At 49.2% G+C, this 20,892-nt stretch carries 22 protein-coding genes; 11 read left to right on the top strand and 11 right to left on the bottom strand.

Going from position 1 to position 20,892, the window contains the following annotated elements; genetic code table 11:
- Nucleotides 1–33 precede the first annotated feature (33 nt).
- Nucleotides 34–567: a hypothetical protein gene (locus EL633_RS23310; protein WP_126629699.1), complete on the top strand. Its 534-nt coding sequence runs from the start codon at nt 34–36 to the stop codon at nt 565–567.
- Between the two features lie 224 nt (nt 568–791).
- Here the strand turns inward: EL633_RS23310 and EL633_RS23305 are convergent, their stop codons facing one another.
- Nucleotides 792–1,025: a helix-turn-helix domain-containing protein gene (locus EL633_RS23305; RefSeq protein WP_281275977.1), complete on the bottom strand. Its 234-nt coding sequence runs from the start codon at nt 1,023–1,025 to the stop codon at nt 792–794.
- A 581-nt stretch (nt 1,026–1,606) separates the two neighbouring features.
- On the opposite strand from EL633_RS23305, the gene EL633_RS23300 reads away from it, so the two are divergent.
- The 4 genes from EL633_RS23300 to EL633_RS23285 all read left to right on the top strand — a co-directional run bounded on the left by EL633_RS23300 (nt 1,607) and on the right by EL633_RS23285 (nt 4,901).
- Nucleotides 1,607–2,236: a TetR/AcrR family transcriptional regulator gene (locus tag EL633_RS23300; protein WP_126629698.1), complete on the top strand. Its 630-nt coding sequence runs from the start codon at nt 1,607–1,609 to the stop codon at nt 2,234–2,236.
- Nucleotides 2,237–2,307: 71 nt separating this feature from the next.
- Entirely contained in the window at nt 2,308–3,153 is an 846-nt protein-coding gene (locus EL633_RS23295; RefSeq protein ID WP_126629697.1) for an alpha/beta fold hydrolase, read from the top strand.
- Between the two features lie 115 nt (nt 3,154–3,268).
- On the top strand, nt 3,269–3,979 hold the full coding sequence (locus EL633_RS23290; protein WP_126629696.1) for a TMEM175 family protein: 711 nt from the start codon (nt 3,269–3,271) through the stop codon (nt 3,977–3,979).
- 178 nt (nt 3,980–4,157) lie between these two features.
- Complete coding sequence (locus EL633_RS23285; RefSeq protein ID WP_126629695.1) at nt 4,158–4,901, top strand: DUF998 domain-containing protein; 744 nt, start codon at nt 4,158–4,160, stop codon at nt 4,899–4,901.
- Between the two features lie 111 nt (nt 4,902–5,012).
- Here the strand turns inward: EL633_RS23285 and EL633_RS23280 are convergent, their stop codons facing one another.
- Both EL633_RS23280 and EL633_RS23275 read right to left on the bottom strand, forming a co-directional pair.
- Nucleotides 5,013–5,369, bottom strand: coding sequence for a putative quinol monooxygenase (locus tag EL633_RS23280; protein WP_126629694.1), 357 nt, complete (start codon nt 5,367–5,369; stop codon nt 5,013–5,015).
- A 68-nt stretch (nt 5,370–5,437) separates the two neighbouring features.
- A complete protein-coding gene (locus tag EL633_RS23275) occupies nt 5,438–6,151 on the bottom strand; it encodes a VOC family protein (RefSeq protein WP_126629693.1) in 714 nt (237 codons plus the stop codon).
- Nucleotides 6,152–6,707: 556 nt separating this feature from the next.
- Between EL633_RS23275 and EL633_RS23270 the strand changes: the two genes are divergently transcribed.
- The 3 genes from EL633_RS23270 to EL633_RS23260 all read left to right on the top strand — a co-directional run bounded on the left by EL633_RS23270 (nt 6,708) and on the right by EL633_RS23260 (nt 9,693).
- Nucleotides 6,708–8,003, top strand: coding sequence for an Ig-like domain-containing protein (locus EL633_RS23270; protein ID WP_126629692.1), 1,296 nt, complete (start codon nt 6,708–6,710; stop codon nt 8,001–8,003).
- A gap of 477 nt (nt 8,004–8,480) precedes the next feature.
- The gene (locus tag EL633_RS38260) at nt 8,481–8,609 is read left to right on the top strand and encodes a MerR family DNA-binding transcriptional regulator (protein ID WP_126631862.1); all 129 of its coding nucleotides are present in this window, start codon (nt 8,481–8,483) and stop codon (nt 8,607–8,609) included.
- 136 nt (nt 8,610–8,745) lie between these two features.
- Nucleotides 8,746–9,693 (top strand): SDR family NAD(P)-dependent oxidoreductase, encoded by a 948-nt coding sequence (locus EL633_RS23260; protein WP_126629691.1) that lies wholly within the window; start codon nt 8,746–8,748, stop codon nt 9,691–9,693.
- Nucleotides 9,694–10,574: 881 nt separating this feature from the next.
- Here EL633_RS23260 and EL633_RS23250 read toward each other — a convergent pair.
- Nucleotides 10,575–11,594: a phosphotransferase gene (locus EL633_RS23250; protein WP_126629690.1), complete on the bottom strand. Its 1,020-nt coding sequence runs from the start codon at nt 11,592–11,594 to the stop codon at nt 10,575–10,577.
- A 594-nt stretch (nt 11,595–12,188) separates the two neighbouring features.
- On the opposite strand from EL633_RS23250, the gene EL633_RS23245 reads away from it, so the two are divergent.
- Nucleotides 12,189–12,500, top strand: a complete 312-nt coding sequence (locus EL633_RS23245; RefSeq protein WP_126629689.1) for an MFS transporter — start codon at nt 12,189–12,191, stop codon at nt 12,498–12,500.
- A 28-nt stretch (nt 12,501–12,528) separates the two neighbouring features.
- Here the strand turns inward: EL633_RS23245 and EL633_RS23240 are convergent, their stop codons facing one another.
- The 3 genes from EL633_RS23240 to EL633_RS23230 form a co-directional block, all read right to left on the bottom strand.
- On the bottom strand, nt 12,529–13,092 hold the full coding sequence (locus EL633_RS23240; RefSeq protein ID WP_126629688.1) for a GNAT family N-acetyltransferase: 564 nt from the start codon (nt 13,090–13,092) through the stop codon (nt 12,529–12,531).
- A 63-nt stretch (nt 13,093–13,155) separates the two neighbouring features.
- Nucleotides 13,156–14,085, bottom strand: a complete 930-nt coding sequence (locus EL633_RS23235) for a phosphotransferase enzyme family protein (protein WP_126629687.1) — start codon at nt 14,083–14,085, stop codon at nt 13,156–13,158.
- Between the two features lie 469 nt (nt 14,086–14,554).
- Nucleotides 14,555–15,690 (bottom strand): IS630 family transposase gene (locus EL633_RS23230; protein ID WP_126627759.1). Its coding sequence is split into 2 segments (ribosomal slippage): nt 14,555–15,270 and nt 15,270–15,690, totalling 1,137 coding nucleotides; the frame shifts between segments, so codons are not numbered across the junction.
- 146 nt (nt 15,691–15,836) lie between these two features.
- On the opposite strand from EL633_RS23230, the gene EL633_RS23225 reads away from it, so the two are divergent.
- A complete protein-coding gene (locus EL633_RS23225) occupies nt 15,837–16,424 on the top strand; it encodes a class I SAM-dependent methyltransferase (protein WP_126629686.1) in 588 nt (195 codons plus the stop codon).
- A 600-nt stretch (nt 16,425–17,024) separates the two neighbouring features.
- Here EL633_RS23225 and EL633_RS23220 read toward each other — a convergent pair.
- The 4 genes from EL633_RS23220 to EL633_RS23205 all read right to left on the bottom strand — a co-directional run bounded on the left by EL633_RS23220 (nt 17,025) and on the right by EL633_RS23205 (nt 19,962).
- Complete coding sequence (locus EL633_RS23220) at nt 17,025–18,338, bottom strand: MFS transporter (RefSeq protein ID WP_126629685.1); 1,314 nt, start codon at nt 18,336–18,338, stop codon at nt 17,025–17,027.
- Between the two features lie 213 nt (nt 18,339–18,551).
- Nucleotides 18,552–19,112, bottom strand: coding sequence for an alpha/beta fold hydrolase (locus EL633_RS23215; RefSeq protein WP_161982366.1), 561 nt, complete (start codon nt 19,110–19,112; stop codon nt 18,552–18,554).
- A 161-nt stretch (nt 19,113–19,273) separates the two neighbouring features.
- Complete coding sequence (locus EL633_RS23210; protein ID WP_126629683.1) at nt 19,274–19,675, bottom strand: VOC family protein; 402 nt, start codon at nt 19,673–19,675, stop codon at nt 19,274–19,276.
- Nucleotides 19,672–19,962 (bottom strand): ArsR/SmtB family transcription factor, encoded by a 291-nt coding sequence (locus EL633_RS23205; RefSeq protein WP_218027563.1) that lies wholly within the window; start codon nt 19,960–19,962, stop codon nt 19,672–19,674. Before EL633_RS23205 ends, EL633_RS23210 begins: the two co-directional genes overlap by 4 nt.
- A gap of 418 nt (nt 19,963–20,380) precedes the next feature.
- On the opposite strand from EL633_RS23205, the gene EL633_RS23200 reads away from it, so the two are divergent.
- Nucleotides 20,381–20,854: a DUF6194 family protein gene (locus EL633_RS23200; RefSeq protein ID WP_126629682.1), complete on the top strand. Its 474-nt coding sequence runs from the start codon at nt 20,381–20,383 to the stop codon at nt 20,852–20,854.
- Nucleotides 20,855–20,892: the final 38 nt, after the last annotated feature.

The raw sequence follows: 20,892 nt of genomic DNA, 5'->3' as shown, positions 1-20,892 counted from the left end.
CACATAGTACTGCTACGAAGAGGAGAAATTGTCATGAATCTGGTACGATCAGGGAAGAGCGTTTCTAAAAAAGCACTCCTTCTCTGTGGCGTTTTTCTTGCCCTCTCCTGTGCTTTCTTGTCTATGGCTGTTGCAGCCACACCAGCACATGCAGAGACAGCATCAGCACTGACAACGCGTTGCATCTACCCAACGTTTACCTATTATCCAGGGTCAAGTGCTTCCCATCTCAGGTATGGACAAGCACAATTCCATTTTGAGATCTGTTCAGGCACATCCCCATCGTCCTGGGGAGCCACGGCGCGCGTCACGACAAACTCAACTGGGAAGAATCTTGGGATTACGTTTAGTGACGCTGTGATTCGAGGCACCAGTGGAGGAAGCTATTACAAATTCTATACTGGCCAGTTTCATACACAGACCTGTGTGCCACGTGTTGGTTGGCCGTGTTCTCACTCTGGAGAATTTTATGTAAAGTTTTATGCGTACGATGTTTCAGGAAAACCAGCGGTCACAGAAATGTCAACGTCATCACCAACGGGTCTCACTCTCTTCCGAACACCATAGGTGTTTCTCAGATGTCTCGCTGTAGGAGTTTCTTTGACTCGTCAAAAAAGCTTCCTGCTGGTACATAACGAGTACCAGCAGGAAGCTTTAGTCATGTGCACGTCATACGTTATAACCATCGAGTAAGGGAGATGGGATGAGTTGCTCATCGAACAAAGCGTCGTAGAACTGAGCAATTTCGGCGACGTGTAAATCCCAAAATTCTGCGGGAAATTTCTGTATAATTAAGTGGGAGAATCAGAGGGTTTCGATATCCCTTTGGCATCTCGGACATAACGATACAATGTTGAACGAGATATCTCCAGCGTCGAGCAAATCTCTGAAATGGATTGATTTGGATCAGCAAAGAGCTGACGAGCGAGGGCTACTTTCCCGTTGGTCATCAGTTTCTTCGGCCTTCCTCCGACACGTCCCCTCGCTCGCGCAGCGGCGAGCCCTGCATTCGTGCGCTCACGAATGAGGTCGCGTTATTGACTGCTCATATCAATCGTATGTTTTCTGTTTTTTATGATATGAATAATTGAGATACATATATCGTTTGCAATTAGCATGGTGGATTTCTTTGATCCATCTCAGTAAATTATAGCATGAAATTGCTCGGCTTGATTCGCCATTGTGATTGGAGCTTTGTTTGATACAGGAAGGAGGTGGAACAAACTGGGCTTGCGTAGAAATAGCTGTGAACGTGATCACTTTCTCAGCCATATCAATAGTTGTTAGCCCCTTTCCTTTGGGTGAGTCATTGTATGCTTTATTCCAACTTCACAATATCCTTTTACGAAATAGGTTTATTTGTCAAATGTTCCACACTATTCACAACAAAACTGTGGATAAAGGGTAGCTTCAACTAAGGGCATGAGCTACACTCGAAACAGACAAACACGTTCTCATACTCACTCTTGCCAGGTCTCTCATAACAGTTCTTAATATGAGTTTCGCCAGAAAATGGGAATGTGAAGATCTTGACAAATTCTCTCCTTCTTTGTATATTAAAGATGTCCGAACGTTTGGACTCGAATGAAAGAGAAGAAGAGTAACTATGGTTTTAACCGATAGCGAGAAGCATAGCTCCCACAGCCGCACCCTCATTTTGCAATCGGCCCTCCAACTCTTCAGCATACGCGGATATGATGGCACATCGATTGATGATATCCGTCAAATGGCGGGATTTAAGTCGAAGGCCAGCCTGTACACACACTTCAAAAACAAGGAGGAATTGGCATCAGCCCTCCTACGAGATATCCTGATAGAACGGGATCATGTCGTAATGTCGGCATATACTATGGCTGATCCAGAACCCTTACAGAAATTTGTTGCTATCGCCAGGGCTTTTATCATCTGGGGAGTAAGCCATCGACAGGAATATGCCTTTTGCTTTCTGCGCGTGCAGCAAGAGATATTAATTCAGGGAAAAGCGCCTTCTTATGTAGAGGAAGGCTTACAGCCTTCGGATCTTATTCTGCTCAGCCTTCTGCAAGAGTTGCGTAGAGAGTATCCGGTACGCCCGATTGCCGACTATGCTCTGTTCAGCATGATGATCGGTATGATCAGTCGGGTGATCATCGATCAGGCGGCGTTTGGCCCAGCAAATCAAGAAACGAAGGTAGAGCAAATGCTGGAAGCCTGCTTTGGCCTCCTCTTTAGCCAACCTGTACCTGTTCCGACGTAAATGTATGCTTTTTTTTAACTATACAAAAGTCCGAACGTTTGGACTTTAAAATAGAGAGGAATCCTACCATAATGCAACATACTGAAAGCAACGTAAAGTTCATCCCAGTTCCCGGTGGAACGCTGGCCTATGAGATTGCAGGTCAGGGGCCCCCTGTGCTTTGTCTGCCGAGTATGGGAGATACGCGACGCGAGTTTGAGCGCTCCGCTCCCCTGCTTATAGAGGCTGGATACCGTGTCATCACTACTGACCTGCGCGGGATGGGGCAATCTCGTGGAAATTTCGCAGCCTATACCATTCAGGCTCTCTCCGCCGATATAGAGGCTATTTTGGAAGCTGAGCATATTGAGCGTGTCTTTCTAGTGAGTTGTTCAATATCAGCAGCCTCGGCAGGCCTGTTTGCACTCGAACATCCTGATCGTGTACTGGGATTGGTCATGATCAGTCCGATGGTTTATACTGCGCCAAACATGCTGGTACCTATTCTGCTGGCTACTTCGCTCCGCGTTCCCGTTCTAGGCCGGGTGATCTGGGCGAGTTACTTTAAGAGCCTCTATCCCTTGCATCCAGTAGAACCAGACTACCTGGAAGGCTTGCGTACCAATCTCAAACAGCCAGGAAGCATGAAAAGTGTCGCGGGTATGCTCTTGGCCCCTCGCCTGGATGAGCGTCTCGCACAGATGAACGTTCCAACCCTGGCGTACTTTTGTACAAAGGATCCTGACTTTACAAATGAACAAGGAGTACGCGAGACTGCGACTAAGCTTCAGCACCAGATACCTGCTGCCGAGGTGGTTATCCTGGATGATCTGGGACATTATCCACATCGAGAGGCTCCAGAGCGCATAATGCCAAAAATGGTAAGTTGGCTAAGAGCATTGTCTGGTTCACCAGCCGTAAACGAGCCTACGATTTAACACGCGTTTCGTTCTCATCATCGAATCAAAGGAGTCAGACTGTAAAAAAGTTTGACTTCTAGAGATACATCTGGCATATCCTCTCTGCATTTAGCGTTTTTTTTAAGGGGTATCAATGGAACTATCAGAACAGCCGCAGTCTCAGGAGAACGTTAAGCCTAATCCATACAACCAACGTGAGCAGATTGAAACAACCAAGAAGCCATCTGAAGATCGTATTGTGTTGCTTACCGATGGCATTTTTGCGATTGCATTAACGCTCCTGGTCTTAGATATTAGAGTTCCCAAGACAAATAGTCTTGAAGTATTTAATAAGGCATTAAGCGAGGAATTCTTTACAAACACAATATATTACGTCATAACCTTCGCAGTCCTAATCAGTTACTGGCAAGGTCATCGTCGCTTGATGAATATGATCGAACGCATCGATAATACATTCGTTGGAATCAATATTCTTTTCCTGGCCTTCGTCGCATTTTTCCCTGTGACCAATAGTCTTTTAAATAATTCGCAGTTTCCAGTGGCAGTGATCATTTACACTATCGTTCTGGCAGGTTGTGGTTACTCTGCTTCGTTGCTCTGGGCCTATGCTTTAAAAAATCATCGACTTTTTGCGCCAGAGGTAGATATTAAGGAACACACACATCGCATCCTCCTTATTACGTCCTACCCCACTTTTTTCCTGCTTAGTTTAGTCATTTTACTCATTCCCAACTTCCCACCAGGTCGTATCTTTTATATATGGATACTCTTGCCAGTCATCTATGTTCTCGCTTCAAAAGTCATTCAGTCCTATGCCTGGAGGCCAACACAACAAAATTTATAGATGAGTAATGGTAGGTGGCATAGCTCATACACCCTTTTGAAAAAGGAAAGATGCTCAGACACGTAGCGTACTGTAAGAATTGGCTCTGTGTAGACACGCTGCAATTATTGCAACAAATCGGGGTGATTCCCTCCTGAAAGGGGCTCTCACCTCTCTCGGAGAACAGAAAGGCACAACTATGAATGACTATAGACCAACCGTACGCCAGGATCAGCCGCATCCGCGCACATCTGCTGGTACCTACCAGCGAGACCAGGGATTGAGCATCGCTACAGCCATTCTCTTGATCATTGCAGTATTCGAATATTTGGTGCTAGAGGTGATCACTGCCTCAGCGTGGAAGACACCCGTGTATAGCTACGCATCCAACTGGATTAGCGACCTTGGAGTACCCGATTGCAGCACCTTTCAAGGCCGACAAATTTGTTCACCACTCCACAACCTCATGAATACAGGGTTCATCGTCCAGGGAGTGCTGTTCCTCATCGCTAGCATCCTGCTGCTGTGGCTCTTTTCGAAGGCATCGCGAAAGGTCTATCTCCCTCTCGCGCTTATCTATAGCGTCGGCATCACTCTTGTTGGAATATTTCACGGGTCCACGGCCGCAACCGAAAACGGCACCGTCGCCTTCCATTTCCTCGGTGCTTTCATGGCAATTCCTGCAGGAAACACTATCGCAATCGTGACGGGTTTCCAATGGCGCCGCCTCAAGACTCCACGCTGGTTCGGCAGAATAAGCATCGTCCTCGGCTTTATCGGAGTCGTGGGTGTGATCGTTCTCTTTCCCACAATTGGTCGTATTCCGTCCGGCATTCCTGAACGCGCCTCGGTCTACACGATCCTTCTCTGGCAGCTTCTCACTGGCATAGTGCTTCTCGTCGCCTGCGTCAACGCACGCGGTCAAAGATCAAGGAAACACTAGGATGAACCCCTGAGCAGTTGCGCAACGCTGCCTCCTTGCTCAGGCTCACCGTCCTTCAGGGTGAAATGGGTTGTAGCACCGTGGCTAACACCTCGTCGCCCAGGAACGTTCCTATTTCTTTGGCGCCTGAAGGATCTCCATCCTCGTCATCCTGACGCCGCCATCGGCGAGTTCTGAAAGCTTCGCGAACCATGCCTGCACATAGGGCATGTTGTTGTGCGCCTCAAAATCGTCCTGCGTTGCAAATACCTCGTAGAAAATGAGGTGACCAGGATCGGCCCGATCCACCTGAAAGAAGTAGACGAGGTTCTTGGGATCGCTGCGAACAAGGTCTATCAGAGGTAGGGTTGCCGTGCGCAATTCGTCGGCCTTGCCGGGCTTTGCGTGCACCTCGGCGACAACCGAATAGGCTCCCATTGGAACGTGATCGTACCCTTTTCTTGGACCTGACTGCTCATGTGCCATCATTGATCTCCCTTACTCAGCAGTTTTCCGGAGCATCGACTGCTCCAGTCGTTACGAAGGACGAAGGCGTGCTAGGACCCCGCCATCTGTCGCCTCTTTTCCAGCGCACTGGCGAACACCTGCTTCACGGGATCCAGCGCTTGAACAAATTCCAACGCTTCACCCTCTGGCCCGCGTGCATAGATCAAGGCCCAGCCATTCGACCTGCCTTCAGAAATCTTGTTCGACATGGTGGCCAGCGGCGCGTTTCGTCGGCCCTCCTCAGTCGGCATCGCGACAATGCGATTTACGCGGACGTTCGTCATGCCACGCTGGGCGGACTCTGCTTCGAGATCGTGGATGAACTTGTTGAAATCGATGTCATCACGAAGGTAGAAGCACAGATGTAGTGAACGAGGGTAGGCCGGACTCCTGCTCTCGTGCGCTGGCGCCCACGCGGCACCGCTTCCTTCCGGCTCCCCGCTCTCTCGATAGTGCAACAATTCCAGAACCATGTTGTCGAACTGGATGAAGCGCACATCGAGACGCTGCTGGCCACCCCGCAAATCGGGCACTCCGATCGTGGCGGGGTTGATCCTCTTCTCGATGGCCTCGATCTCGTCATTCAGCAGTAGAGTATTATGAATCTTCTCTCCCTGAAAGTCGCCATCGCGCATGATCTCCGTACCCCCCAACACTTCCGTGTAGAACTCGTACGCGCGATTCATGTTCTGCACGGTCATTCCAAAATGCTGGAAGCCGCGAATTCTCTGGCCAAGTGGCCCATCATCACGTGGAGTATTCATTTGTGCTCCTTGTTGGTATATTGTTTGCCGCCATTCAGTTCGCATGTTGCGCCATAACTAGATGTGTCCATTCGTCGCCAGCCATTGCGGAGTGTCTATTCACGCTCCACGAAGCATGGCGAGGTCCTCAATCAATAAAAGAGTACGGACGCTTCCATTCTGCACTTGAGCTGCAATCTCAACACCACCTGTTTCACCTGACCTCTACCTCGCCGCCCCCATCATCCACCACAACCCATCTAACCTATTGTGCTTGTTAATCCTCATCCATTCAGGCGCAAGGTCATGCATCGATCTTGCGCCTGTTTGTTATTACTAGCCGAGGGTCGAAACACACTCGTTGTTTTCGTCAAAAAGCATAGAACTCGACCAGGCAGTGCAAATTTAATCACATTAAATAAAGCTCGAACTTTATGTAATTACTCCTTAACGAAAAAATTATTGCTACTTAATACATGTTGTATAGAATGAACCATAACAGTCTGAAGTACCTGTTCATCCTCATTCTTTCATGACTGTTTTTAGACAAAAATGAGTACATGCTGAAAGGAGTCGTATGTATTTTGCCAATGTAGCGCGTCGCACGCTGTGGCACAACATGGTGCGTTACGCCCTGATTATTTTGTTGGTATTGATAGCAACCATTGTCACCAATTTTGCTGTCCCTTCATCAAAAGCGCACGCTAATTATTATCCTCCTGCCTGTCAGGGTAAAGGGTTCACAGAAGTGGCTCTATCCCAGGACAATGGTTCATCTTTGGGATATCAGGATTCCACGACTGTCCAGCGTCTGAGTGAATGCGATACCATCAAGCTTGCCACTGACCTGCAGACAAAAGGAATCGTTGCTGGCGTGTGTGGGTTTGGGGGTGGTGCGGGTCGGGGATTTCTTGATAAAGAATTTCCCTCCACACGCTATCCTCTGGTTGGCCTTATCGCAGCCTGTGGAGCATATGGTATTGGGGCAACGCTTTTTGTGAATGCACTCAACAACGCAGATAAAGAAGGGGGAAATTGCGGAGTTGTGCTCTACTCTCGTGTCGTTGTCGCCAACAGTAGTACTGGGATAGCTCTTGGTATTCCCACTTCAGGTATCATTGGTGTTCCCTGTTATGTTGGCCAGGGCGAAGCACCTGGATACGCCGATGGCCCCTGTATTCAACAGGTTCATTTTGGGAATTGCAAAACCGCTGATGCCGGTGGTAGTGTTACTGATGTTCCGCCTTCTCCTCTCCCCAATGAGGAGGATCTGCCAGCCGTTGAGAATTGGGACTGGCCTACCCTCTCGGATCCCTACTATACGATAACGGATTGTTCGGCACACAGTATCTCTGTGCTTGATCCCAGTATGGTCGATCCGAGTGGCCTGTGGTATTGGAGTATTTTCGGCGTCGACACGCTGGGCCTGGGTTCGGCATCACTCAATGACGATGGGACCGGTGTCACTTACACACCGCTTGACAATGGCACAGATACACTCACCTTCACGGTTAGGGATGATGCCGGGACGTTTACCACTACTCAGATCAATGTCAGTGTGAGTGGATGTGCTCCTCTCCCACCCAATATCCCGCCACCTGGTAGCAATGGTAGCAATGGTAGCAGTACCACCAGCTACCACTATGGGGATGAGTGTGTGAATGCCACTGTTGTCGAGAATTGGGATTACACAACGAACACTGGCTATCAGGAGGTGTTGACCAATATCGAGTCTGAACCAGCCGCTTATGATCCGACTGTCACGGTGTATGTCTGGGATTATGACAATCAGTGGTGGGATACCAGCTCTCACACGTGGGTCACTCATAGTAGTCACCAGGTCGCCTGTGGCTTTGCCAATACTCCTTCGTGAAGCACCTCATGCCTGAAGGCGGAGGCTTCTCAGAGGTGCGTCTGTATTGTTTTCCAACTTTGACTCTTGCAAGAGTACTTCAGATTGTGAAAGCAAACAACTAGTGAATATATGTCTGTCTGCTTGTTAAAAGCAAGCAGACAGAGTATTTCGCTTTCTAGTCATCAGTCCAGGCCGTTTTTGAGATCAGCATAGAGGTCATGCAATTTCACACGAGTATCATGAGTTGTAAACTGCCAGACGTTTGAAAAAAGAGCAAACAACCTATCGGTTTGCTCTTAGTTTTGCTCTCCTTGCCTCCAGGGCATAAAAAATGAGTGTAATCTTCTACTATGTATATCTATATATATTAAGCAATTAATCACATTCAATGGATAAGGTCACGTCCTCGTTGTATCCAGGACAAATCTAAAAGAAAAACCTCAGGCTCTTGACCTCAAGTACTTGAGGTTTTTTATACTACAGATATGAAGAAGGATAGCCTCTCTTGATCATCAAGAAACCTATACCATTCACGAGGTCGCTCAAAGAAGTAGATTGAGCATTCCTGCTCTCAGATATTACGAAGAGATCGGGTTTGTGCCTGATATGAGCAGTGGGCATTGACGCTATAGTACTGACACGCTCCAGATTCTTGAGTCTCTGGCCAACTTGCCTGCTGCTGGCATGAGCAGAGCGTTATCGCTCAAGAGTACAAGCGTATAGTGAAAAATTGAAGATAATTATGAAAGATGGGAAGCAAATGGCAGAATTTATTACAACGCCGTTCGGTGCAACAACAACCGCGATGGAAGTCATCGAAGGGATCGATTTACATGGAAAACGAGCTATTGTCACCGGTGGCGCAAGTGGAATCGGTGTAGAAACAGCTCGCGCTCTGGCGCAGGCTGGTGCTGAAGTGATGCTCGCCGTCCGTAATATCGATGCAGGTGAACAGATCGCCGCAGACATCAGGCAGACGACAGGCAACCAGCATATTCATGTTGGGCAGCTCGACCTGTCAGACCTGCATTCGGTCCGTGCGTTTGTCAGAAGTTGGGAGGGTACACTTGATATCCTCGTTAATAACGCCGGTGTCATGGCTATTCCACAGCGGGAGGAAAGTCGGCAGGGGCACGAGATGCAATTTGCCACGAACCATCTCGGTCACTTTGCACTGTCGCTTGGTTTGCATGATGCGCTGGCCGCGACGGGTCATGCTCGTATTGTATCGGTCAGCTCAGTGGGCCATATCAATGGTGAGGTGGATTTTGCTGACATCGACTTTCGCACTCGCCCCTATGATACCTGGGTTGCTTACGGACAATCCAAGACGGCCAACATTCTGTTTGCAGTCGAAGCTGCCAAACGTTGGGCCAATGATGGTATCGTTGCCAATGCGCTCAACCCTGGCCGCATCGCCAACACCAATCTTGGACGCTACCTGGCAACTGCAGCAGTGAATCCTGCCCAATCAGGTGCGGCAAGCACAGGGGTGTCAGTGAAGACCATCGAGCAAGGCGCGGCGACCTCTGTTTTGCTGGCTGCCTCACCGCTTGTAGAGGGCGTCACCGGCCGCTACTTTGAAGACTGTAACGAAGCTGAGCCGCATCAGCCCGGTATTCGTCGCGGGGTAGCAGCATTTGCGATCGACCCTGAGAAAGCGGCACGATTGTGGAATCTCTCACAGAACATGCTCAACGAAGCCTGATGACACAGAGTGCCTTTCCTCCTACGACCGAGATGGTAGCGAAATCTCTACCACGCTCGGCATCCACGGCCTGCCAGTAGTCGAGTCGGATAAAGTATAGGAGCGTCTTCAGTTCCTGTATAATGCTCTCTCATGGGTAGAGAGGTTGCGCATGATGCGGTTGCTGAAGCTCCAGAGGTGTCCCTGGAGCTTCAGCAGCACTCTATTGACATGGATAGTCCTACAGTTATAGATAGTGATAGGCCACTTCTCCATTTGCTCAGGAAAGACACAGGGGGCAACCTCATTGCTTGCGAGGCGTTCTCTGGTTTTTTCTTCTCTGTTGATAGAGAACAACCTTTAACATCCATAGCCAGGCAAGCAATTTTGCTGCTATTGTTCTGTTTTTTCTGTTTTTTGTGGCATTGAAGGAATACTAAAAAGAGTCGAGTTGATAAAGCGAAATGCCAGACATTAGATACAGCTCCACCGATTGAGTCATAGTGGAGTGTTAATCTCCCCAAAGTGAACGATACCAATCTGGTCAAGGAAGCGGCCCAGAAGCACTAAGTTCCTGGGAAAAGGTAACAGATTTCCTTTTCCCATTTCCATCTAGATTACGTGACTGACTATCGAGTGAGCTTATAGCGTCTCATCATCTCCTTGTCTTCATGATCCAGTACGTGGCAGTGCCAGATATAGATAGGCTGGCACTGCTGATGGGATAGAAAGGATCATGGGTTCTTAGTAACAAGCTTCCAACGCCATATAGTAAATACCAAAAGTCATTGTCTTTTGATTGATTACTTTCCTTCCTTCAATTGTTATTTATGCCTCTTTTTTTGCTCAAAGCTACGCATCAGTATGCACACGAATAGTCTTTTTCATCTGGACGAGCTGTCCTAGAAGCAATATGTATCTACCCATCTATTCACGGTTCTGAACAGCTCATCGAAATAGCTTTCAGTGAATGCATTGGCTCCCCACTTACTGTCCACTGATAAAGCGATCCTTTCGGCACATATCCAAATATAGCGGGTTGCAACGAAATAAGGAAGGGCAGAGTATTCAGGAGTACTAAGAGGACGCATCTGGTCGTATCCACGAAGATATGCCTCATAAAGAGAAAGGCGGCGTTGTTTCTCTGGATCCTCCAGGCTGATCACTGGTTCGAGTGACCGTCGAAGCGCTGCTAGATCATACACGCGCCATCCATAGCTAACGTAATCCCAATCGATTAATGTTACCTGTTCTTGCTCATCAACCAGCAGGTTCTTCCAATGCAAGTCTCCGTGGCAGATCCCATAATACGGAGGAGTTGTGGGAAGATTCATCTTCTCCAGCTTCAGTTTGATATGCACAACCATCTCAGAAAGGGATCGATACAGCACTGGAAATGGCTCAAGCAAAGGAGCCATAAGCGCGAGCGGATCGTGAAGCAGAAACGCGAGGTTCATGTGATGGCGTTGGTAGGAGCCTGTTTGCCGATCCATACATAGATGCATCTGTGCCACGGTCTTTCCATACAGGTGAGCCTGACCTTCTGTGAGTGTTTCACCAGGAGCGCTCCCAGGAACGAAACGCATGAGCAACGCATAGTGTGATCCCGAAGGCGTATTGAATGCATGTGTATAGAAGCCATCCTTTCGTGAAACTGGCGCTGTTACCGCGATCCCATTGCTATCAAGCATCGCCATAAGCTGTGCTTGAGCTTCCCACTCCTCGCGAGACAAGGAACGAACAGGATAGATCCCTAACACAAATTGACCATTCCCAGTGGTGATCAAGTAAAGAGTATTTGCTCTTTGGGACAAGACCTGACAGGTTATCGGGGGTACCAAATCGTAGTTAACGAGCACATAAGCAGCCAGGAAATCAGTGTGTATCCTGAAAGGATCAGCAGAAAAACGGGAATCACTCATCAAAATCCATCCTAAGCGAACGTGTTTTGGCTTGCCCTGCTTTTCACAAAGCGTGATGAGCGGCCTTCATCTCTTGCTCATTGTACCATTTTACTGGCAGCTTAACTGCTCCTCTGCCTGCTCTGCTCGCAATCACACTGATATTGAGCCATTGCTCTTGAAACTTCTCACCTTTGCAGGCCACATAACAGTTCGTCAACGACCTCAGTGTCCTGTACCAACTCAGATAGTACCGGCCACGCCTCTACACGTGGCCTCATTGGACGAAGCCAGGACGACTCGCGTGCCTGGTTCAAGGTGAAGGTAGATCAGCATGTAATTCCCTGGGCTGTGCTGCGTCACACTCTTTCTCTTCTTTTTCATTTTCGTGGTTGAAGTGTTACCTGTATTCCATTACACGGGCGTAATGTGACAAGAATTTCTGGAATGACAGGATATTCAGGAACAATGCGCACCTCATAGGTTTGAGTTGCCGTAGCGAGAATCAGTTGTGCGTCTCCTGATTGACCCGGTAATACGTTTCTTGACCTCTCTTTTCCGCTTGGACCATCCCGAGTGGCACTACCCATTCATCCTTAGAGTCTGTCAGTCCTGTTGTCTCCGCGTAGCAGGCGCGTCCTTGCTGACTTCGGGGTAGGATGCATCTTTGCTTCAAACCCATTGCAGATTGTGCGCGGTGTCACCGCTCAGGAGACAGATAGCGCGATGAGCTTCTACCAGGTTCTTCGGTCGATCGGCTTTTCCGCAGGAAGCGCGTTGAGTGCAACAGTTCTGACTGCTTTTACCCCCGCCGTACAGGTATTGCCTACTGCTGAGGGGTATAGTGTCGCCGCCCTCGTCAATATTGGTATCCTGCTGGTCGCGCTCGCACTGAGCATAGCGCTTGCCCGGAGAGGAGAAAATTGATGAATTGCCCGCGCTCCCAGGGAACAATTTAGTTGTCCACTGCGTTGGGATTGAGAAGCGCAAATATCCGTTCATCAACAAACTGATTATCGACATATTGACGATCGCGAAGGCGTCCCTCTTCCTGAAAGCCGAGCTTTTCAAGCAAGCGTGCGGAAGCGAGATTGGGATACGCAACCTCAGCTTCAATACGATGTAAGTGAATGTGTTCGAAGCCGAACTGAATAATCGCCGTCAGAGCCTCGGTCATGATCCCTTTCTTCCAGAAGTGTTTTGAGAGAATATAGCTTAAAACTGCATAGTGGTTATCGGTATCCCATGAATATCCACAGTTGCCGATGATATTATTCTCTTCCTTCAATACAATGCCCCAGCGTAGCGCTTCCTGTTCAGCAAAGCGCCTTCGATGACGTTCAATACTCTTTTCCGCTTGTTCGAGTCGTGTCATCGGCGCTGGATCGTAGTAGCGCATATTCTCTTCATCGGACAGAACGAGGAAGGCATCCTGCGCATCCGCCGCTGCGAGTTGCCGTAAGATCAAACGTTCTGTTTCCAGGATCGGAAAAGTGTCCAGGTGGATAGATAAGCCCATGGTGGTTGTCTTCTCCTCAAATATATTTTTTTCTATCAAAACATGCGAATAGTATATATTATGTTAAAACAGCTGTATTGGAATGGTGCGCAGGCGTTCAAAGGCACCGAGGAGTCGCGCCGCATACTCAGGTTCGCCTGGCAGTCCTTGAGCTATTGCCATTTCGTGGTCACGCAATTCCTTGCGTAGTCGCCAACGGATAAAAGGAATGAAGTGTACATACTCTTCACGTGGACAGGGTCCTCCAGCTTCTTGGTAACTCTGAACAAACGCTTTGATGCGATCAGGATGCCAGTTGTCTCCAGCCGAGACCTTGCAGAATTCCCAACTTGACCAGGCGACCTCTTGCATCAGGAAGTTGCAATGAAGGGTATCCCAATCGAGCAATGCAATGAGACGCTCGCCCTGTGTCAGCAGGTTGCGCCGGTAATAATCGCCGTGGATGAGACCTTTGGTCAACGAAGGAGATATCTGCAAAAGGATCTCGTTCCACCTGTCCAGTTCATGATCAACGAGCGCCTGGGAGTCTGAGTGAGTTGGAAGAGGTGGGGGACCAATCAGGAGATCGCGCTCAAAAGGGAGCGTGTCAGGAGTATTACGGAGCAGAGCCAGATGGAGATGTGCAAGAAATGTCGCGGCTTGATGACGGAGCATGGGGTTTTCCCGATCAAATTGCGTTCCGGATATATAAGGAAAGAGAGCAACAGACTGATTTTCATAGCAGAAAAGGGTCCTTCCATCCTGCGCTTGAAGAGGGATAACGACCTGAGGGATGGTCTTATGGAGTCCATACATTATCTGATGTATCCATGTGAGCCGTTCAGGAGAACGCCATGCAGGGCCGAGCCTTACTATGATTGGACCGCGTTGCGTGAGAGCCTGCCAGATGACGTTCTCATCTCCATGCTCGATCCGACGAGGGTGCTTGAGGACGAGCCCATAGCGTTGGACAATAGTCGCCTGAAGCTCGTCTGGCATGGATACTTCTGACATTCGTTCTCATTTCTTTCTTGTATCGCCTCATTTTTCTGTCACAAGTATACCCAATGCCTACGAAAGATACCAGTTCTTGCCCTTCTTGGGGTGCCACTCATTCTCCTTGCCCTATGTCAAACAGCTGTTGTTGACTACTAATGGCTTCCCAATCTTGAATTTTTGAGCATTTGTCTCTCAAACCGTAAACTTAGAAGAGCAAATGCTGGCACCCTCCCTTATTCAAAAACAGCCTAAACAGCTTATACTGGAGAAGCATCTATGATTGTTTTATTGGAGCAGAAACCGTTCAAAAATAAAATAGAATGACGATGATACGTTCATTCTATCCTTCCCGCTCGAATATATATGAAAAACCTTGCTACTTACATTGTAGGAAAGTATACTCGAAGAGATAGACTCCCCTTCAATTGACCTGGAAGCGCGATTTTAACGAAAAAGAACGATACACCATCGCACTAGTACTCTGTCATTGTTCAATTGATGGGTAGAGGCGTTTGAGCTTGATGCGAGCATCCGCGGTGGTGAAACGCCAGTTGATCGTTACGTTTGCCTGGTTGCGTTCACGCTGCCAAGCATCCACCTGAGCGGCAAGCGCCTCTCTGGTTGGAAAGCGATCGGACAAGCATTGACGCGCTAAGATGGACAGTTCGATCTCGGCCATATTCAGCCAACTCCCATGCTTGGGCGTGTAGTGGATTTCCAGTTTCTCGGTCAATCGGCGGGCCTCGGCTGGTTCAAACGTCTCGTAAAACGAAGAGGGAGTATGGGTATTGAGATTGTCCATCACCAAGACGATCTTCTCCGCATGGGGATACTGGACGTCAATGATCTCGCGCAAAAAGAATGCCCAATCCTTTTTCGTGCGCCGCTGGCTCACGCGCACCTGACAAGCCCCGGTTTCCGGTTCCATTGCCACAAACACGCTGCACACTCCTTTCCGTTCGTACTCATAATCGATGCGTTCGGGTTCACCCGCTTCCATCGGGATCGGCTCCCGGGTATGGGCCAATACCTGTTTACTCCCCTCATCCATACAGATCTTTGGGCACTTGGGATCATATGGACGCTGGTACACCTCAAGCACATCTTCCATATGATACACAAACTCCGCATTGGCCTCGGGGGGAATACAATACTGGTTCTTTAGCCACGGTTTGAGTTCATTTTTTTTAAGGTCACCCACACCGTTTGATGACTGATGTGATCGACAAACCCCAGTTGTACCAATTTGTCCGCGAGCAGGCGCATCGTCCAGCGTTTTTGCCCTCCTTCCGTCTGACTACACGCCAGCGTGACCAACTGCGCTTCCAGTTCCCCATTCATTTTCCGTTTCTCGGGTCGTTCCGGTTGGGGACGACGCACGAGCGCATCCAGCAGCCCTCCCTCCACAAAACGTTGCCGAACTCGTCCTACGGTTGCCGTTCCCACTCCCAGGGCTTCGGCAATCTGTTGATCTTCCCAACCCGCTCCTTGCTCTCCCTGATCGGCTTTTAGTAAGATCCTCGCATGGGTCTGGATGCGCGCTGGCGCCTTGCCTCCTGTGAGCAAACTCTCTAACAGCTTGCGTTGTTCTGCGTCTAACTGAATGGTATACTTCTTCATGGATGCCTCCTTGAGCTTGGTTTTTTATTCGTAACTCAAGGATACTCCTTTGGTCTCCATTTATCAAATCAAGGATGACAGAGTACTAGTAAATTTCCCCTCATTTAGCTGTACTGTATCAACAGGAACAAGGAGGATATGAAGCCATGATGGATCGATCAAATGGATATGAAAGTGTCGCAGCAGAGTTTTTGGTCCGCCGTAGCAGTGGACGTTTGACGGGTATTGGCGTGAAAAATGTGCGAAAGTGGGCCCAAATGCTCCCATGCCGGGCTGCTGTTCTTGATCTGGGTTGCGGGCCCGGTTTCCCCATCACCGAGATTCTGGTTGCCGAAGGGCTGACCGTCTTTGGTGTGGATGCAGCCCCCTCTTTCGTCCAGGCTTTCCAACGCAATCTTCCAAACATCCCCGTGGTGTGCGAAGCCGTCCAGGATTCTCACTTTTTTCATCGAACGTTCGATGGTGTCCTCGCATGGGGGCTCATGTTCCTGCTTTCTCCCGAAGATCAACGGCACCTGATACGAAGGATCTCCGACATACTCGTGCCAGGTGGACACCTGCTGTTTACATCGCCTTCGGAACCACTCATGTGGAACGATGTGATGACGGGCCTGGAATCACGCTCCCTCGGAGCTGAAGAGTACCGGAAGCTGCTCTCAACCGTGGGCCTCTCGGTGACGAGCGAGTACGAGGATGAGGGACAAAATCACTATTTTGATGTTCTCAAGGGATAAAGGCAATCATAAATACTTTCAGATCCGACTGTCATATTTGAACAGAACATAGTATAAAAATAATGGATAATATGACGGAACATTTCCGAAAACAGACGGAGTATATGGCAAGAGAAAAAATTTTAGAGCGTACAAGACAACAGCAAGCTCAGAGCACATTGAGCCAAGATTTCCTCCCTGATAAATGGCAGCATTCCAGACAAGCATCTGTCCTGATTTCGCTTGCATTCATAATCATCCTTGGCAGTGTTTTTGCATATTACTACTTTTTCCATTAATAAATTTTTTTTCTATATAATATATATTTATCAACGATAAAAGAGGTGCAGAAGATTTCACATGTTATGTAAAGTGGAGCAGTGGACGCGGGTAGTTTGGATAGCTCAATCAGCCACGTGACTAAGAAGGGAATGGACACGTTTCAGAAGAGGCTTCTATACCTCGAGCTGTTTTCGAACCTCGTTTCTGCGGGGAAAGAAACGAGGTGATGGGAGCAGAGAGGAGAGGAAGACTGGAAGGCGCAGGGTTTGTGAAATTTTGGTAGAGGTAAACGTTCACATGTCCTGCCCAACATTCCAGCCAGGCGCCCCTCTGAAAGGATCAGGTCATGGCTTGTTCTGTCACTCCTCGCAAGAAGGGGATGAACATTAACCAGGTTAACACACCAAAGATGCTGAGAGTAGCCTGCAGGCCAAAGTACTGGCTGAGCAGACCGCCAAGCACTGGACCGAGCGCCGAGCAGCCAATGGCGAACGTACGGTACCCTGCGGTGACACGGCCCTGCAGCTCCGCAGGCACGCTTCGGCCCTGGAGTGCAGCCACTGCGATGGTCCACATAGGACCAACCAGGCCGCCGAAGAACATGCTTGCGCCAATTAACCAGAGATTTGTGGTGAGTCCTGGAGTGGCGAACATCAAGCCATTGCCCAGGATATTGAGACCAATGGCCCAGCGGCGTCCCAGCCAGCGCTGCACAGGGATAGTGAGCGCCGCCCCCAGAACGCTGCCCACGCTGATTACTGCCAGGAGCAGACCGTAGGCAGGAGCAGCCAGATCTAAGGGACCCGGCTTGACTGCATAGAGTGCCATCACAATCAGGTCGCCACTCCAGGCAGCATTAATTACCCCTGCCATGAGGCTAATCGTCAGGATCAGCCGTGTATGCCAGAGGTAGCATAGTCCTTCCAACATCTCTGTGCCAATATGTCGATTGGCAGAGCGCACATTGCGTAACGGTCCCCGTAGACAAAGCAGCGCCGCCAGTGCGATACCCGCGCAGATCCCTCCCCCACTCAACGAGAGCGCTACGCCCACACTCACCAGAAAACCGCCCAGAGGGTCCGCTACCAATCCAAGCACATTTTGCGCGCCCACCAGCAAGGTATTGGCTCGTTCCAGCTTGGCCCGAGGGACAACCATTGGCACTATCGAGGCCAATGCAGGCTCCTCCATTGTCTCTGTCATACCCAGGATCGCGGCCAGCACGTAGAGCAGTGGGAGGGAAATGTGCCAGAAGAGCACCGTTAGGAGCACCAGAGCAAAGGTGGAAACACGTACCGCGGTGGAGAGGAGCAAGATACTGCGTCGATCATAATGATCGCCCAGAGCTCCAGCGCAGAGACCCAGCAACAACGCAGGCAAAAGTTGAGCGAAACCTACTCCTGAAACCAGCAGGGGCAAGCGAGTCAGCCGAATCGCCAGCAGGGGCAAAACCACCTGCATCGCCGCATATCCAATGTAATTAGCACTTGAAACAACCCAGAGCACCAGAAATTGTGCTCGTTTGTCAGTCAGGCGTTGCGCCTCCTTGTACTCAGGGGTAGCATGTTTGGGGCCAGGCGTTTTGGAGGCACAGTAAACCTCCCCTGGCTCTTCAGGAGCAGGGGACTGGTGATAAGATCCTTGTGTAGACATCCAGAATATTCTCCGTTCACTACAAACACAGCACGGAGCCCAAAATCTCCTCAGCTGTGTGCTTCTCTCAGGCGCATATGTAGTGGCGGCACCTCAAACAAAGAGGTACCGCTGAACGAAGAACAAGATCAAGATTCACCGCATCGCCTATTGCTATCCTTTTTCTTGAGATGCAGAGAGTGTAGCACGATGCAGGGATACAGACAAGCCTTTCTACAATGGCAGGCTTTTGATATCCTCCGCGACAAAAGACAGATCATTGTTGAATTGATGATTGCCTTCATCTCGAAGACATACTTTTGCCTCTGGGAGAATATGAGCGTAGAGTGCTAGATGGTCAGACGGCACGATGGCATCGTTACGACAGTGGTATAGGAATAGCTGTCTGCCCATTGCAAGATGGGTAGCTGCATCTTTTGGAAGCATCAATGCCTCATAACCAGGGTAGCGCCAGCCATTCCCACCCCAAAATGGACATGCAAGAAGAAACATGGCTGCAATTGGTTTCTTTGCCCCTATCTCGCTCTTCCACTTGAGAAGAAACGATGCGCCGATTGAATGTCCGACAAGAACAACAGGTCCTTGCATCAAAGCCAGCTCTTGTTCAAGCACATGCTTCCACTCTTCATAAGGGGCATCATCTTCGTGCGGCATAGCTGGATAATGGACCTCGTATTGCGGGCCAAGCGCCTGCGAGAGACTTGGTGCAAGCTCTTTGTCCTCTTCATACGCACCAGCACCAGCGCCTTGCATCAAGAAGATGTGTTTCGCCATAGAAGGTATCCTTTCTATTCCGATTAATGTGGTCAAACGTATGCATGCATAGCGTAAGCACATTGTTTGTTGTGGCTGCTATATTCCCAATCGCCTCTATGCTGAAGCAATTTGGTCTTCCATCATGTTCGCAGCCATCCATCAATTACAGAGAAAACTCGTTATTCTCCCTTCTTCAGCTCGACAATTTGAATAAGGTTGCCATTGGTATCGTCAAAGACAGCTGTCGTTGGTCCGTCCTGGCTTAACGGCTGTTGGGTAAAGGTCACTCCCAATTTCTGCAGGCGCTCGTACTCAGTCTGCACATCATCGACCGCAAACGAGGTAATAGGAATGCCATCTTCCGTTAATGCTTCGCGCAAGGCTTTGATGCCAGGGTAGCTGGCATTTGGCTCCAGCAGGAGCTCTGCACCATCAGGCTCTTCAGGCGAGACCACGGTGATAAAGCGCGCGCCTGGACCCAGTTCGATGTCTCGCTTCTTTTGGAATCCCAGTATGTCCGTATAGAAGGTCAGGGCTTTGTCGTAGTCAGCTATTGGGATGCTCGTAATATAAATCCTCATGTTTCCTCCTTGTTGTTCTCCAGCCAACGCCGCATAATGGCGTGTAATGGCTCTCTATTGATATAGTGGAACTTATAGCGCCCCTGACGTTTGACCGTTACCAGATTGGCGGCCTCCAGGAGTGCCAGGTGTTGCGATATAGCCTGTCTCGTTGATGCGATGTGGTGCCGCATCAACAAGCGTGAACACAATTCGAACAGTGTCTGTCCATCGCGTTCAGTCAGCTCATCAAGAATCGTTCTTCTGGTAGAATCTGCAAGTGCTTTAAAAACGAGATCCATATTCATAGTAAGAGCATATGCAAGTATTTACTTGCATGTCAAGAGTATACCCCTGAGAAGAGAAAAAAACTTCTCGAATCTTGCTCTTTTGGTCATTGTTCAGGCAAACTGTTTGTAGACATCAGTGAGTCCTGAATTTTGTCAACGGTGGCCCCATCACGATGCCAGCAGTACGATACTGCTCATTTATTTTCTGTGAGGAATGAGAGCAACAATCATGTAAAACATTTAAGTTCTTTTAGAGGCTTCTCCAGATTTTTCTTCTACACTCTCTTCTGTGGTCCAGGAAGCAGAGCTTAAATAGGGCACTATCGCTATCCATCGCAAACACGACACGTTATCTGAGCCTCCAATTGGGCATGAGTGTTGTACAGTAGAGATGTGGTGCGATTAAAGCAATGAAACTAAGAAAGGACCAATACGTATGAATGAATCCGAGATCTGCCAGTACCTCACTGGGACATTTGAGGGTGTGGATGTGGTGACCGCTTCGGGCGACAGCTTCTTCTTCTATAATCCGGATAGGAATATACCGCCAGATCACCGCTTTCCGTTTGTGACACTTGTGACCAGCGATATCAATGACTCATTCTCTCACCTCAATCGTCCCTCGGTCTTTCGTTTGGACATAGGCATTGGCAAGCAGACGTTTCACTCACTCTTCGGCGATCCTGCAGCGCTCCCTTCCGTCAGCGCGGCTGACAGCGGCGAGATCTCTGGCGACTACGATTTCGCCGCCCTGAATCAGCTGATGCCCCACCCGGTGTATGGCCGAATGTTGTGGGTGTGTATCCTCAACCCTAGCGATGAGATGTTTGAAACGAACGTGCGACCACTGCTTACTGAGGCCTATGAAATGGCGGTGAACAGGCACAAGAGACGAGCCGCTCGCAATTAGGCTCCAACCAGAGAAGATAAAACTCTATGAGGGAAGTC

It is taken from the genome of Dictyobacter alpinus (assembly GCF_003967575.1).
Classification (GTDB): Bacteria; Chloroflexota; Ktedonobacteria; order Ktedonobacterales; family Ktedonobacteraceae; genus Dictyobacter; species Dictyobacter alpinus.
The sequence above is the reverse complement of the archived record's forward strand: the minus strand, read 5'-3'. Positions and strand labels throughout refer to the sequence as shown.